The 14,331-nt window shown below is 68.8% G+C and carries 10 protein-coding genes; 6 read left to right on the plus strand and 4 right to left on the minus strand.

The window, feature by feature from the left end:
* Nucleotides 1-86 precede the first annotated feature (86 nt).
* Both B7R21_RS20880 and B7R21_RS07670 read right to left on the minus strand, forming a co-directional pair.
* Nucleotides 87-5,993: an RHS repeat-associated core domain-containing protein gene (locus B7R21_RS20880; RefSeq protein WP_147305845.1), complete on the minus strand. Its 5,907-nt coding sequence runs from the start codon at nt 5,991-5,993 to the stop codon at nt 87-89.
* Between the two features lie 5 nt (nt 5,994-5,998).
* Complete coding sequence (locus B7R21_RS07670) at nt 5,999-6,790, minus strand: hypothetical protein (protein WP_147305846.1); 792 nt, start codon at nt 6,788-6,790, stop codon at nt 5,999-6,001.
* A 438-nt stretch (nt 6,791-7,228) separates the two neighbouring features.
* Between B7R21_RS07670 and B7R21_RS07675 the strand changes: the two genes are divergently transcribed.
* Nucleotides 7,229-7,849 carry a hypothetical protein gene (locus tag B7R21_RS07675; protein WP_147305847.1) on the plus strand — a complete coding sequence of 207 codons (621 nt, stop codon included), beginning with the start codon at nt 7,229-7,231 and terminating at the stop codon, nt 7,847-7,849.
* Nucleotides 7,850-8,127: 278 nt separating this feature from the next.
* Here B7R21_RS07675 and B7R21_RS07680 read toward each other — a convergent pair whose 3' ends face one another.
* Nucleotides 8,128-8,964, minus strand: a complete 837-nt coding sequence (locus tag B7R21_RS07680) for an alpha/beta fold hydrolase (protein ID WP_116282665.1) — start codon at nt 8,962-8,964, stop codon at nt 8,128-8,130.
* Nucleotides 8,965-9,323: 359 nt separating this feature from the next.
* On the opposite strand from B7R21_RS07680, the gene B7R21_RS07685 reads away from it, so the two are divergent.
* The 5 genes from B7R21_RS07685 (at nt 9,324) to B7R21_RS07705 (ending at nt 13,003) form a co-directional block, all read left to right on the plus strand.
* Nucleotides 9,324-9,665, plus strand: coding sequence for a hypothetical protein (locus B7R21_RS07685; RefSeq protein ID WP_437184179.1), 342 nt, complete (start codon nt 9,324-9,326; stop codon nt 9,663-9,665).
* Nucleotides 9,666-9,791: 126 nt separating this feature from the next.
* Entirely contained in the window at nt 9,792-10,940 is a 1,149-nt protein-coding gene (locus B7R21_RS07690) for a CE1758 family FMN-dependent luciferase-like monooxygenase (protein ID WP_116282667.1), read from the plus strand.
* Between the two features lie 142 nt (nt 10,941-11,082).
* Nucleotides 11,083-11,751 carry a hypothetical protein gene (locus B7R21_RS07695; protein WP_116282668.1) on the plus strand — a complete coding sequence of 223 codons (669 nt, stop codon included), beginning with the start codon at nt 11,083-11,085 and terminating at the stop codon, nt 11,749-11,751.
* The gene (locus B7R21_RS07700; protein WP_116282669.1) at nt 11,748-12,383 is read left to right on the plus strand and encodes a hypothetical protein; all 636 of its coding nucleotides are present in this window, start codon (nt 11,748-11,750) and stop codon (nt 12,381-12,383) included. The genes B7R21_RS07695 and B7R21_RS07700 overlap by 4 nt, the downstream gene beginning before the upstream one ends.
* Nucleotides 12,380-13,003 carry a hypothetical protein gene (locus tag B7R21_RS07705; protein WP_116282670.1) on the plus strand — a complete coding sequence of 208 codons (624 nt, stop codon included), beginning with the start codon at nt 12,380-12,382 and terminating at the stop codon, nt 13,001-13,003. The genes B7R21_RS07700 and B7R21_RS07705 overlap by 4 nt, the downstream gene beginning before the upstream one ends.
* Here the strand turns inward: B7R21_RS07705 and B7R21_RS07710 are convergent.
* Complete coding sequence (locus B7R21_RS07710) at nt 12,993-14,240, minus strand: hypothetical protein (RefSeq protein ID WP_116282671.1); 1,248 nt, start codon at nt 14,238-14,240, stop codon at nt 12,993-12,995. The two genes, B7R21_RS07705 and B7R21_RS07710, sit on opposite strands and share 11 nt — an antisense overlap.
* Between the last annotated feature and the right edge of the window lie 91 nt (nt 14,241-14,331).

Below are 14,331 nucleotides of genomic sequence, written 5' to 3' on the forward strand. Positions count from 1 at the left end.
AGGACACGCTGGACAGTGCGGTGGAAACCCGCGCTGAACGCGTTCGCGATCACCTTCGCCGACCGCTGGCCGGCAGCAGAAACCTACTAACCAAAAATGCCGGAAACACCGAAAACGTTACAGACCCATCGTATAGACCCCCAGGCGCCGGTGCCGTAGCCGGGGCGGGAGCTGGCGGGCGGGGCGACGTAGGGGGCGACCGCAGCGCGAGCGGGGGCGTAGGAGGGGTAACCCGTCGAGGAGTAGTTGCCGCCGCCCATGTTCTGCACACCGATGCCGGTGGGGTTGTAGGGGCGGAAGCCGAGCCGGTCGGCCATCGTGGTGGGGTTGTTGGTGACGAAGGCGTAGCGGTGCAGGGACTGCGGGTCGGTAAGGAGGCCGCGGGCGGCGTCGGGGGAGAGCCAGCTACCGGTTGAGGGGTCGTACTGACGCGAGAAGTACGACGACAGGCCCGAGGTGGGGTCGGCGGGTTGGCCGCCGAAACCTGCGACGGCGTTCCAACCTGAGGTCTCGAAGGATGCTCCGCCGAAGTCGTCGTAGGCAGCGAGTTGGGTGACGGATCCGCCTACGGCCTGGGCCGCGACTGAGCCGAGGCGGTCGAGGAGGTTCCATCGGGTGCCGGTGTCGGCGGTCTGAAGGGTGGAGGCCTGCAGGGCGACGCTGCCACGGGCATCCAGAACCTGCGAGGTGGTGCCGGAGGCGGGGTTCGTCTGCTGCACGAGGGAGGTGCCCGACCAGACGGAGGTGGTGGTCTGCGATCCGAGGGGGGTGGTGTCGGTGGCGGACTGCTGGCGGCCGAGGCCGTCGTAGGCGTAGGAGGTTTGGCGTCCGTCTCGGGTGGTGCCGGTCATCCTGCCGGCGTCTGACCAGGTGTAGGCGGTGGTGACGCCGGAGGTGGTGGAGGCGGTGCGCTGGCCGTTCGCGTCGTAGGCGTAGGTCGAGGGGGAGGTGCCGGTGGTGGCGGTGAGCTGGTTCAGGGCGTTGAAGGTGGCGGTCTGGGAGGTGGCGGAGGTGGGCGCGGCGGTGCCGGAACCCGGGCCGGCGGCGGGGAGGGCAGGGGGAGTGGATGCCGCGGAGGTGCGGTTCCCGGCGGGGTCGTAGCCGTACCGGGCCGAGGCGCCGTCGGTGGAGGTGGAGCCGGTGAGGCGGCCGAGGGGGTCGTAGCTGTACTGCTTCGTTGTGGACTGCTGCTGGGCCGGGGTGGCTGTGGTCGAGAGTCCGGCGGCGATGGTGCGGGTGGCGGAGGTGACGTCGCTGTTCGCGTCGTAGGCGTAGGCGAACGAGAGGGTGCCGCCGTCGGCGACCGGGTTCGGGGGTGTGGGGGTGGTGTGGTGGCTGAGGTAGTCCGAGGGGTCGAGGTCGGCGGGACCGCCGCTGCCGGGCGACGCAGGTGCGGGTGCGGGCGCGGGGCCGGGAGCGGGCGGCGACGGCGGCCCGGGTGCGGGCAGCTGGTTCCGGATGCTCGTCACCCGGTTCGCGGCGTCGTAGGCGTAGGCCGTGGTGAGGCCGGTGCTGCGGTACTCCGAGGCGAGGTTTCCCGCCGCATCCCAGCCGTACGAGAGCGAACCCCACGGCGAACTCTGCGCGACGGGGCGGCCGGCCTTGTCGTAGGTGTAGCCGATCCGGTCGCCGGTCGGGAGGGTCAGGTCGGTGAGCCCTCCCGATGCGTCGTAGGTGTACCCGACCCGCGCACCGGACGCGTCGGTCTGCGACAGCACGCGGCCGGCGGGGTCGTACGTCCAGCCGGTGACGCCGATGGAATCGGTCATCGCGATGGGCTGGCCGGCCTTGTCGTAGGCGAAGGCGGTGCCCGATCCGTCGGCGTAGGTCGTGTTCTGCAACTCTCCGAGGGAGTCGTAGCTGTTGCGCGTGACGCGGCCGGCAGCATCCGTCGACGACGTGAGCTCGCCCAGGTTGTCATAGCCGTAGCGCGAGGTGTTGCCGGCAGCATTCGTCTCGGTGAGGGGGCGGCTGTTCGGGTCGTAGGTGAAGGAGGTGGCGTGGCCATTCGGGTCGGTCGACGAAGCGAGGTTGCCGATGCTGTCGTAGCGGTAGCGGGAGGTCACGTTGGCCGTGGCGGTCGAGGCCGGGTCGGATGTCGCGTTCTCGACGACGCTCGTCAGCTGGCCCGCGGGGTCGTAGGCGTAGCGGGTGACGGCGCCGAGCGGGTTGGTCAGGGTGGTCTGGCGGCCGGCCGGGTCGTAGCCGTAGCGGGTGGTGTTGCCGAGGGCGTCCGCGGCGGAAGCGACAGCGCCGGCGGGAGTGTAGGCGCGGGTCTGGGTGTGGCCGTTGGCATCCGTGACGGCGGTGGGCCGGGCATCCGCGTCGTAACTGTACGAGGTGACGGCGCCGAGGGGGTTCGTGGCGGCGGTGACGAGGCCGCGGGGGTCGTAGCGGGCGGTCGAGGTGCGCCCGAGGGCGTCGGTCGCCGAGGTGAGGCGGTCGGCGGCGTCGTAGGTGTACGTGACGGTTGCGCCGGTGGGGTCGGTTGCGGTGCGGATGTTGCCGGCCGCGTCGTAGCTGAACCTGGTCGTGCACCCGGCGGGGTCGGTAGTGGATGCGACGTTGCCGGCAGCGTCGTAGCGGTAGGTGGTGCGGTCGCCGGCGGGGTTCGTGATCGCGGTGGTGCGGCCGAGCAGGTCGTAGGCGTAAGAGGTCGTGTTGCCCGCGGGGTCGGTGCGCGCGATGACGCGGCCGAGGGGGTCGTAAGTGGTGCGGGACGTATTGCCGAGCGGGTCGGTGCTGGCGGTGACGCGGCCCGCCGTGTCGAAGGTCTGCCGGGAGAAGGCGCCGGCTGCGTCTGTCGCCTGCGTGACCTGGCCGAGCGGGTCGTAGGCGCGCTTCCAGACGCCGCCGTTCGGGTCGGTGACGGAGGTCGCGCGATCCAGGCGGTCGAGGGCGAAGGCGGTCTTCGCGCCGACGGGGTTCGTGGTGCCGGTCAGGGCGTCTTCGCGGTTGTACGCGTACGTCGTCGTTCCGCCGCCGGGAGCGGTGACGGTCGCCAGGCGGAACAGCGCGTCCCAGCTGTATGAGGTGACTCCGCCGGCGGGATCGGTCTCTGTGAGCACGTGGCCGTTGCCGTCGTACGCGTAGGCGGTGACGCCGCCGACAGGGTCGGTCACGGCGGCGAGGTTGCCCGCCGCGTCGTACCGGTACGAGCTGGTTGCCCCGACGGGGTCGGTCGAGCTCGTGACCTGGCCGGCCCCGTTGTAGACGTAGGTGGTCTGGTGGATGTTCGGATCCGTCACCCTCGTCAGGTGACCCTGCCCGTCGTAGGCGTACTGCGTCTTCCGGCCGCCGGGGGCTGTGGAGGAGAGGAGGTTACCGCCCGCGTCGTAGGTGTTCGAGACGGCGGATCCGTCGGGGAGATGGATGCCCGTGACATCGCCGCGCGCATCGACGTCGTAGGTCGTGGTTCGCGCCGATCCGCCCGGGCCGCCCTGGTCGGTGACACTCGCCACGCGACCAGACAGGGTGTACGTGTACTGGGTGGTCGCAGCATCCGGCGCCACGATCTTCGTGACGTTGCCGCCCGCGTCGTAGGTGTACGCGCACCGGTTGCCGGCCTCGTCGGTGTAGGCGGTGACGTTGTTTGCGGCGTCGTAGGCGTACCTTTTCGTGCCGCCCTCGGCGTCGGTGACGGAGGTGACGCGGTGCGCGGCGTCGTAGGCGAAGACGCTCGCGCGGCCCTCGTTGTCGGTGTAGGTGGTCGTGCCACCACCCGGAGTGACGTTGTAGGCGAAGGTGCGGGTGTTGTTCTGCGCGTCGAGCTGCTTCGTGACGCGGCCCTCGGCGTCGTAGGTGTTGCGCAGGTAGGTGACGCCGAGCGGGTCGGTCGCGGTGAGGAGGCGGTGGGCGGCGTCGTACGTGAAGGTGCGTGGCGATGTGCCGGGCCCCCCGCTGCCGGGGTAGGTGATGCCGGTCAGGTTGCCGGCGGCGTCGTAGGCGAACAACCATTGCCGAGCATCCGGAGCGGTGAACGAGGTGATGCGGCCCTCGGCGTCGCTCGTGGCGCGGATGACCTGCCCACCAGTGTCGGTGATCGCCGAGATGGGCAGGAACTGGGCCGTCGGGCTCGGGGTGCCGTAGGCCACGTCGTAGCCGTTGCCCGTGAGGTCGCGGTAGGAGGAGAGTTCGCCGATGCCCTCGGGGTCGGTGGCGTCGAAGGTCCAGGTCTGACCGTCGGCGCCGGTGAGCGTGAGCGTGCCGGCGGCATTCGTGAGGGTCTGGTGCTTGGAGGGGTCGCTGTCGTAGCCGCCGGCCTTGTTCGGAGTGAACGTGTACGAGGCCCCGTCGCCGCGGACGATCATGACGGAGGCGTCGCTGAAGACCTGCGCGTGGGCGCCGACTCCGAGGGACCAGCCGGCTCCGCTTCGGGTGAGCCGGCCATCCTGAGCGTTGTAGGTAAGGCCGAGGTCGAGGCTCGAACCGCCGTTGCCGGGGAGGGTGAAGAGCGGTTCTTCTTCGATCAGGTTTCCGGTTGAGAAGGAAACGGGCTCTGAACCGTACAGCTGGTAGTTCTGCTTGCCGAGATCCGCCCAGGCAGCCTTCTCGGCGGCGGTCGGCGGGCTGGGGAAGCCAGCGGCCGCGGGGGAGAGGCAGTTGTATCCCTTCGAGACCAGATACTGGCGGAACGCATCGGCGACGCCGGCGGCGATCTCGTCCATGTGCTGGTCGATGATGGGCCAGTCGTAGTTGTTGTCGAGATTCAGGGCCTCGAGGTGGATGTACGTGCCGGGGTTCGGCTCGAATTCCTTCTGCGGGATGTTCTGCGCGGGGATGGGTGCCCAGCTCGCGGACGAGCGGGTCGTGTACGTCGGCAGAGTGTTGTTGAGGTAGTCGCCGACCGTGTCGGAGTCGGCGATGCCGTTCGAGAAGACTTTGGAGCCACCGGACGCAGGGGTGACACCCCACGCGTGCCCGACGGGCGCGTCGAAGGCGAGGGTCGCGGTGAGGGCGGGGTTCTGGGCGGCGGCGTAGTCTGCGCGCGTCTGGGCGTCGACGACGGGAGTGCCGGGGTCTTCGCGCGTCAGCTTCACCGTTGCGAGGCAGGCGTTCTGCAGCAGCGTCTTCACACCGTTCGCCAGCGCGATGTTGTAGGGCAGCTCGGAGTCGACCTTCGCCGGGCTGCTGGTGTGCGCGACTCCGTCGTCGGGGTCGAGCACGATGACCGGGCCGACCGGCGCGACGTACGGCTTGCCGATGACGACGAACTGGGAGAGGTGGCCGGATTCGCCGATGACGGTCTGGGTGGCGGCGTCGTAGTGCGAGGCGAGCGGGAGCCACGGGTCGCCAGCGTTCTCTCGGGTGAAGATCTGCAGGGAGGCGGGGTCGAGGGTGAGGAGGACGGCGGAGTCGACGCCCATGGCGATGGTGACGCCGGGGCTCACGCGCGTGACGCCCTGCGGGCCGGCGGCGTCGGTGTCGGCGGCGTCGGTGCCGGGTTGCTCGTCATGGTGGCCGCGTGATCGCGTCGTCGTGGCCGCCTTCGGCGTCTCGGAGGTGACCTCCGCCTCGATCGTCGTGACCTCGGTGCCTGCGTCGTCGTGTGCGGTGACGCGCACCGGAGCGGATGCCACCACCCCCGCCGTCTCGGAGGCGGCGCTCGCGGCCGTGCTGCCGGGCATCCGCGAGACGGTGACCGACAGCTCGGCGTCGGACTTCTTTCCACCGAAGGTGACGGCGGTGTCGACCGCGCCGGCCGTGACGGTGGTGCCGTCGCCCGCGGAGAGTGTCGCCGATGCGATCTCCTCGTCGGCCGGCGCGGGGTCGGGCTGGCCGGAATCTGTGTTGGTGCCCGCCGCCGCCGCGAATACCTCCGCGAGTGTCGCCGCGGCGAGAGTCCGGGCGCGTTCGGCAGCGGATGCCTCGGCCGGCGTGAGTGCGCCCGTCAGCACGAGCGCAAGCACGGTGAGCACGCCGAGGCCTGATGTGCGCCTGCGGCTTCGGATGCTGCGCCGGCGGTTTGCGGAGAGATGTGGTGTCGGTGTCATCGTGGTCACTCCCCGGCTTCGGCGAACGGTCGGGCGAGTTCGTCTGCGTGGCCGCCATCAAGGTCCAGTTCGCCCGGGTCGGCCAGGCGGCGCTGCCGCCGCCACGCGAGCAGCGCCGCCATCCCGCCCGCCGCGACGAGCAGACCGGCGCCGATCGGGAGCACCACCGTCAGCCCCGTGTGCGCCAGGGCGCGGAGCCTCGCGGCCTCCGCTGCTTCGCGCGCCGCCTTCAGGTCGAGGTAGCGCTTCAGGAGCTGCGCGGCATCCGGAACCCCGTCACCATTCAGGTCTTCGGTTCCTGTCGCGCAGGTGATGTCGCCGCAGATGAGCACCGAGATCCACTGCTGCACTCCGTGCGGGTTCAGCGTTTCGAGACCGTCGGTGCAAGTTGCCGTTCCGCAGATGATCTCGGAGATGTAGTCGGGGATGCCGTTGCCATCAGTGTCGAGGCCGGGGTCTGCACAGGTCGTCGTGCGGCAGGCGGTGTACTCGACCCAGTCGGGGATGCCGTCACCGTCGGTGTCCTCGGAGCTGGTCGCGCAGGTGGCCGTGCCGCAGAGCTGCCGTTCGAGCTGATCGGCGATGCGATCGGCGTCGGCGTCGCAGTGGCCGACGTTCGGGTTGGCGGGGCACGGAGTCGCCTCCGATGCGGCCGGCGCGGAGCGGTACATCGCTGGCGCGGCCGACGCCGACGCGCTGCTCACGCCGGGCATCCCGAGCAGAGCGATCGCCGCGATCGTCACTGTGGCGGCGAGGATCACCGTTCGGCGGGCACAACCCGGTCTGACTCTCGGCATGCTTCATGGCCCCAATCGCAGGGCGCACGATGCGCCCCCGACAGCGCCCCCACTGTCGTCATCGACACACTAGATCATTAATGAGGTAATCTCATAACAGGAGGTGGATGGTGGCTCGGCGGAGAACGAGGCTCAACGCAGACGAACGCACCCTGGCCGCGGCGGTGATCGGGTTCAGCGGGTGGATTCTTCTTGCCGTCGCACTGGTGCTGGCCGTGACGGGAATCAGCTCCGGCCGAGAGAGCGGAACGCGACAAATCTTCGGCTGGTAGGTGGCGAGCGAGCGGTGGACGAGCGCCTCGCCAGTAGACAGAAGCGCAGGCCAAAGTCCTAGGGAGGCCGCCCCCGGCGTATGTTCGAAAGAGGGACGGCGTCGTGGTGGCAGAAACGCGAGATGCCAGCGGTTGAGACGAGGTAAAGATGCAGGGGAATGAGCCAATGCCGGGGAATCCCTGGCCCCACGACATGGTGCTGTCGATCGAGGAACATGATGACAGGCTTCTCAGGTTGCTTTTCGTGCGGGAGGCGTGGGGACTTGGGCTCGGCGGGGTGCCTGCGCTCGCCGGAGTCGTCGATCTGGGGGAGTCGGCCCCGCCCGCGGGCTTCGACCGCGAAGCGGCCGAGGTCACGTGGCGAGAGGAGTGGGCCGTGTCATGGCAGCGGTTCGACGAGTTCGACCGCCAGGTGCGGCCTCCGGATGCTGCGACCCGGGCTCTGCTCGATGCGACGCCCGACGGGGAGCTGAGCTCAGTGTTCTCGGTGCCGCCCTCGACGTTCTGGAACGCGGGGTTCGACAGCGAAGCATTTTCGCGGTGGCGGCGGGCGTTGATCTATCGGTCGCTGGAACGCCAACGCGCCCCGCTCGAGGAAAGCCCGGAGCGCCGGTCGTTGCCCGCCCTCATCGCGGCCTGGGAGGGCGGGCTGAAGCAGATCGTGCAGCTGCCCGTCACGGGGTACTTTGCCGAGCGAATCAGCCCGGGTTGCCTCGTGGTCTCCGAGGAGACCCGGTTCGATCGGGGGCTCTACGATCGCGCGCTGAACGAAGGGGCGGCGCGATGAAAGCGCGGCCCGCTGACGTCGCGGGCATCTGCGAGAGTCTGCCCGAGGTTGAGCCCGGCACTTCGTGGGGTGGGCGACCGACGTACAAGGTGCCGCGGGGCGCGAAGGGCAAGGGCTGGTATCTCGGCGCCAGAAGCTGACGTGGATGACGCCCGCGGCCGAACGGATCGGGCGGTGCGATCGCGCGTTCGCGCGTTCGCCTTCGCGCCAGCGGGAGACGGGCGCCGTGCCACCCACCCGCAGAAAGGTCAGGCCGCGCACGTCGCCCGTCTGGCGCGCTACTGCTGGATGAACGCCAGCATGTCGGCGTTCAGCACGTCGGCATGCGTGGTGAGCATGCCGTGCGGGTAGCCCTCGTAGATCTTCAGCGTCGAGTCGCTCAGCGTTTCGTGCTGCTTGAGCGCGGCATCCTTGTAGGGCACCACCTGGTCGTCGTCGCCCTGCGTGACGAGAACGGGAACGGTGATCGCCTTCAGGTCGTCGGTCTGGTCGGTCTCCGAGAACGCCTTGATGCCTTCGTAGTGCGCGAGCGCGCTGCCCGTCATCCCCTGGCGCCACCAGTTGGCGATGACCGGCTCCGAGGGCGTGACTCCCTCGCGGTTGAAGCCGTAGAAGGGGCCGGATGCGACGGCCTGGAAGAATTCGGCGCGGTTGCCGGCGAGGGCGCTGCGGAAGTCGTCGAACACCGACATCGGAGTGCCGTCCGGGTTGGCCTCGGTCTGCACCATCAGGGGCGGCACGGAGGAGACGAGGATCGCCTTCGCGACGCGCCCCTGCGGCTCGCCGTACTGGGCGACGTAGCGGGCGACCTGGCCACCACCGGTCGAGTGTCCGATGTGGATGGCGTTCTTCAGGTCGAGGTGCTCGACGACCGCCGAGACGTCGCTGGCATAGTGGTCCATGTCGTGGCCGGTGCCGATCTGGGATGACCGGCCGTGGCCGCGCCGGTCGCTGGCGACGACGCGGTAGCCCTTCGGCAGGAAGTAGAGCATCTGGGCATCCCAGTCGTCAGACGACAGGGGCCAGCCATGGTGGAACATGATGGGCTGCGCGTCAGTGCTGCCCCAGTCCTTGTAGTAGATTTCTGCGCCATCGTCTGTGGTCACAAACGGCATGATCGACCTCCGTGCTCGAGTGGGCGCCGGGGGTCTCCCGGCGCCTCCACCGTAGCGCTGCCGGGCATCCGGGAGCGAGTGATCCGGTCGCCCGGGTGTGGCGTCGGGTGGCGGGCCGTTCTGACCCCTCCTTCTGGGTCGTTGCGGGGCGGAGCCGAACGGATGAGACTCGCTGCAGGGGTTCTCGACGATGACAATCCCGCGGGAGCGTGACCCAATGGCCGAATCTCGAAAGTCGCTGAAGACCGTGGCTCTGGAAGCCGTGATCGTCGGCGTGATCACGGGGGTGATCGCTGGCGTCCTCATCGGGATGGGTAGCCAAGGAGAGTGACGATCAGGGCGTCGGGTCGACGGTCACCCTGACCCTGCCCGATGACACGGATGTTCGGCTCATCTGCGTTCTGAACGGATACGCAAAGGGCGCGGACTACGAGATGAATGCCAGTGTGCAGGTGGTCACGGTGGCGACGGATCGCGGCCATCGGGACGCGACCCTTCCGCCCCTCGACGCCGCCAACGCGTTCACCTACCAGCCTCTGGCGTTCGCGCCGGGCACGACCCGCACGATCACCCTGACTGTGCTCGTGGTCGATCCGCCCGCGCATCCGGATCCTGCCGAGGGACCCGTTTCGGCGACGATGAGCGAAGTCGAGGTGTGGACCAGCTCAGGAGGTCAGCTCCCATTCCTGTCGGGCTGGTGAGGTGGGAGCCCCGGCGGATCGCCCGGGCCCGAGCGAGACGCAATACGCTGGATGCCGTGCGGGAATAGAACGGAGTCGGCGTCCGTTCTTCAGGGTGTCAATGCAGACGCATAGAAAGAGAGCATCATGCAGTTCGGAATCTTCAGCGTCAGCGATGTCACGACCGACCCGACGACGAACACGACCCCCAGCGAGCAGACGCGCATCAAGGACATCGTCACCATCGCCCAGAAGGCCGAAGAGGTGGGCCTCGATGTGTTCGCGATCGGCGAGCACCACAACCCTCCCTTCTTCTCGTCGAGCCCGACGACCACGCTCGCCTACATCGCAGCCAGGACCGACAAGCTGATCCTGAGCACGAGCACCACCCTCATCACCACGAACGACCCGGTGAAGATCGCCGAAGACTACGCGATGCTCCAGCACCTCGCCGACGGCCGCGTCGACCTCATGATGGGCCGCGGCAACACCGGCCCCGTGTATCCGTGGTTCGGCCAGGACATCCGGCAGGGCATCCCGCTCGCCATCGAGAACTACGCCCTTCTGCACCGGCTCTGGCGCGAGGACTATGTGAACTGGGAGGGCACGTTCCGCTCTCCCTTGCAGGGTTTCCAGTCGACGCCCCGCCCGCTCGACGGGGTGCCGCCGTTCGTGTGGCACGGCAGCATCCGTTCGCCTGAGATCGCCGAACAGGCGGCCTACTACGGCGACGGATTCTTTGCGAACAACATCTTCTGGCCCAAAGAGCACTACATGAAGCTCATCGGGTACTACCGCTCGCGGTTCGAGCACTACGGCCACGGAACCGCGGAGCAGGCCATCGTCGGCCTCGGCGGACAGGCGTTCATGGCAAAGAGATCGCAGGACGCCCTCACCCGGTTCCGCCCTTATTTCGACAATGCACCCGTGTACGGCCACGGTGCGTCGCTCGAAGAGTTCACCGAGCAGACGCCGCTCACCGTCGGCAGCCCGCAGCAGGTCATCGACCGCTACGCCGGTATGCGCGGCCACTTCGGCGATTACCAGCGCCAGCTGTTCCTGATGGATCACGCGGGCCTGCCGTTGAAGACCGTGCTCGAGCAGCTCGACTTCCTGGGTGGCGAGGTGGTGCCGGTGCTCCGGCGGGAGCTCGAGGTGAACCGTCCCGCGGGCATCTCCGACGGGCCCACCCACGCCTCGCTGGTCGCCGTGCGCGATGCGGCCGAAGCCGCGGCCGCGGAATCCGTGGTCGCCGGCGCGGCCGCTGCGGGAGCGTCAACACGGGCAGCGGTCTGACGCGCGCGACCCCCCCTCGGCGTAGAGAGCCCCACCCCGCGCCCCATCGACTTTCCCCTTCGCGCAAGGAATTCGGCGAAGTGTTGCACAACGGGGAAAGTCGGCGGGGCGTGCGGGCGGGCGGAGTGGGTACGCTGGGAGGGTGACGGAGACCGGGGGCGGCGGCAACTGGCGTTCGCGCGTGACGGCCATGTCGAACAAGGTTCCGACGAAATGGCTGGTGACCGCGGTGGTCGCCGTGTTCCTCGCGGGTTCTGCCGCGTTCGGTGGGCTCAACACGGTGGCAGCGGATGCCCAGCCCGAGGTCGCGGCCGGCAGTGCGTACGATGGGGCCCAGCTCGACATCGCCGTGGCGAAGGCAGTGCTGATCGACGGGTTCCCCGAGCAGGGAATCCGACCCGACGAGGGCAAACGGTTCTTTGTGGTCGACGTCACCATCACGAACGTCTGGGACGAACCTGTCACGACCTACGACAAGATCGGTGCGGCTGACAACATCCGTCCGGTCGGCATCGCGGGCATCGCCGCCGACACGCCGCCCGACAACGTCGTCATCGTCGACGACGGAACGCGCTCGCCGCGCCTCCAGCCCAACGTGCCGGTCCGGCTGGCCTTTATGTGGCAGGTCGACCCCGGCACCGCTGCGGGAATCGACAGCGTTCGCATCAACCTCTACGACAAGGTGTATGTCAGCGGCGGCTTCGTGACCTACGGCGAGCGGTGGAACGATCCGTTCGTCGCCGCGTTCACGACGGTGCCGCTGACGGACGTGGGCGCCGGCGCGGATGCCGCGGGGGAGTCGGGCTCATGAGCGACAGCACCGAGGCATCCGTCGCCGACACCACCCCGGCACCGCCGCGGACGCCGGTCTGGCGACACATCGCCAACGGCGCCGCGCTTGCGGGCATCCTGTTCGCCTCGGCCGTCGCCCTGCACACGGCACCGACCGAGGGCCAGTGGCAGGCCCCCATCACCGTGACGGGGGAGCTCGGGCAGACGGTGGCGGGGCGCAACATCCAAGCCACCGTCACGTCGGTGCGCGTCGCCGAGAAGGTGACGGCGAGCAACGGATGGTCGGGGTCGACGTCGGGCGTCTGGGTGGTGGTCGATGCCAGCGTCGAGGCGGTGATCACCGACTTCGGCGTGAGCCTCGGCACGGCCCAGCTCGAGATCGGCGGCACGCACTACAGCGCCTCGGAGCGTCCCGAGGCGGGAAGCATCTCCGACGAAGTGCTGAGCGTCGGGCTGGCCAAGACGGGGCCGCTGATGTTCGAGGTTCCGCGTGACGCGCTGACCGGTATCGATGGAGAGTCGGCCGAGATACACCTGGCGGTGAACAGCGATCCGCGCGCCGATTCGATGATCGTGGTGCCTGTCGACCTCAGCGCGATCCCTGTGGAGTCGTCGATCGAGACCGAGAAGCCCGTGTGGGGTGACGAATGAGCCGAACCGATCCGTCGACCGATGCAGACGGCCCGACCGATTCGACGATCGACTCCCGCCGGCCGAAACGGCGTGGCTGGCTGAGGCGCAATGCCTTCGCGCTGGCCGCGATCATCGTGCTCGTGCCGCTGACCCTCGGCATCACCTTCTCGAACGAGTGGGTGAACTACTACTCGACCCGCCCCAGCCAGCCCGTGGTCGTGGATCCCGGGCAGTCGACCGACTTCGCGGGCACCGGCTGGGCGATCGAGGGAACCGAGCGCATCTCGTCGACCAGTCCCGAGGGACGGGAGGCCGACCTGCCCGGGGGCAGCGACCTCGTCGTGGTGACCGTGAGCGTCACTCCGCGTGATCTCGACGAGAAGGGGGAGTCACCGTTCTGCGAGGTGCGCCTCGAGGAGCGCGATCGCGGCGAGCTCGCCCGCAGTTGGGGGTCGGCCGAGTTCGAGCCGATCGACTACGACGAGCCCGAGGGAGTGGAGAGCGGATGCACGACCGACCGCACCGCTCCTTACAAGTTCGAGGCGCAGTTCGTCGTGCCGAGCGACACGACCGAGGCGCTGGCGCTCCACCTCGAGGTGGGCGACGAGCTTCCGAAGTACCTGTCGCTCACGCTGTGACGCGGGCGGCGACCTCGCGGCGCTTCTCGAGGCGCACCAGGCAGAAGTTGTAGGCCGCGGCGACGAGGCAGAGCCGGAGCGGCTCGACGATCACGTCGACGACGAAGCTCAGGATCTGGTCGAAGTTCATCCACCACGAACTGAGGTCGTGGGGGCCGATGACGCGCACCGCCGCGAAGTCGAGCCAGGTGTTCGATGCTCGAAGCACGGTGTACGCGAGGATGAAGATTCCCATGGGGACCACCCCCGCGCGCCAGATGAGCAGCAGGGCATCCGCGAACGGGCGCCAGCGGCCCGCCCAGTCGCTGCCGAGATCTTTGAGGCGTGTGCTGAGCGCGGGTGGGAGGCGGGCAAAGCGTGCGCGGGCTCCGGTGTAGAGGCGGTTGTCCGGCACTCGGAGGCCGAGTCGGGGCGATGCCAGGGCACGACCGTAGACGATGCCGGCGAGAGTGAGCCAGGCGATCGGCAGCAGCACGAGACCGCCCACCTCATTGACGAGTTGCTGCGCGCCATCATAGATCCAGCCGATCGGTGTGAAGAAGCCGATCAGGCCCTGCCGCAGTTCGTCGAGCGAGCGCATCGCCTGGCGATCGGAGAGCCAGGTCTGGAACTCCTTCTGGTAGGAGGTGATGAGAAAGAGGGTGAGATAGACCCAGACCGCCTCGAGGTAGACGGCGACGAGGTTGGTCCAGCGGGGGAGGCGTGACGAGTAGCGCTTGATGAGGAAGCGGCCGGCGAAGGCGACGAGGATGGCGCCGATCGAGTAGGGGCTCACCTCGATGCTCAGTACGGAGTTGGTGTGCGTGCCCTCGAAGAAGTTGATGTTCTTGAGCGCCGCCTGGGCGTACTGCCGGGTGTCGTCGGCCAGCAGTTGCCAGGCCGCGTAGAAGGCGAAGAACGGCAGGATCGACACGAGCAGGATGTCGTAGAGGCGCTGGCGGGGGCTCGGTACCCCGGTCGTGGTCGTGCGGTCGACGGCATCCTCACCCTTGACCTCGATGCTCACAAAGCCCGGCAGCGCGGATCGCAGGGTGAGGAACATCGCGATGTAGCTGCCGAGTCGAGCCAGGATCGCGAGGGGCATGAGCAGCAGCCCGACGAGTGCGCTGGTCGCTCCGAAGAACGCGGCCACTTCGATCAGCAGGTAGCGCGCGAGCCAGCCCGCGAGGTACCACGCCAGCAGTTGCGGCCAGCGGGCCGCCACGAGGCGCAGTGTGCGGGACAGGATCGAGAACACGCCCCCAGCGTAGCGCCGCACTCTTCGCGCTTCTGTCTACTCCTCCCCAACTGTGTGATCGGCGCCGGTGTCCACAGTTCACCTTGACGAA

The sequence above is a fragment of the Subtercola boreus genome (assembly GCF_003399625.1).
GTDB lineage: Bacteria > Actinomycetota > Actinomycetes > Actinomycetales > Microbacteriaceae > Subtercola > Subtercola boreus_C.

Excerpts from the sequence above, each read along its gene's own strand:
- B7R21_RS07680 (WP_116282665.1), bottom strand. The coding sequence starts at position 8,964 with ATGCCGTTTGTGACCACAGACGATGGCGCAGAAATCTACTACAAGGAC.
- B7R21_RS07705 (WP_116282670.1), top strand. The coding sequence starts at position 12,380 with ATGAGCCGAACCGATCCGTCGACCGATGCAGACGGCCCGACCGATTCG.
- B7R21_RS07700 (WP_116282669.1), top strand. The coding sequence starts at position 11,748 with ATGAGCGACAGCACCGAGGCATCCGTCGCCGACACCACCCCGGCACCG.
- B7R21_RS07675 (WP_147305847.1), top strand. The coding sequence starts at position 7,229 with ATGCCGGGGAATCCCTGGCCCCACGACATGGTGCTGTCGATCGAGGAA.
- B7R21_RS07670 (WP_147305846.1), bottom strand. The coding sequence starts at position 6,790 with ATGCCGAGAGTCAGACCGGGTTGTGCCCGCCGAACGGTGATCCTCGCC.
- B7R21_RS20880 (WP_147305845.1), bottom strand. The coding sequence starts at position 5,993 with ATGACACCGACACCACATCTCTCCGCAAACCGCCGGCGCAGCATCCGA.
- B7R21_RS07690 (WP_116282667.1), top strand. The coding sequence starts at position 9,792 with ATGCAGTTCGGAATCTTCAGCGTCAGCGATGTCACGACCGACCCGACG.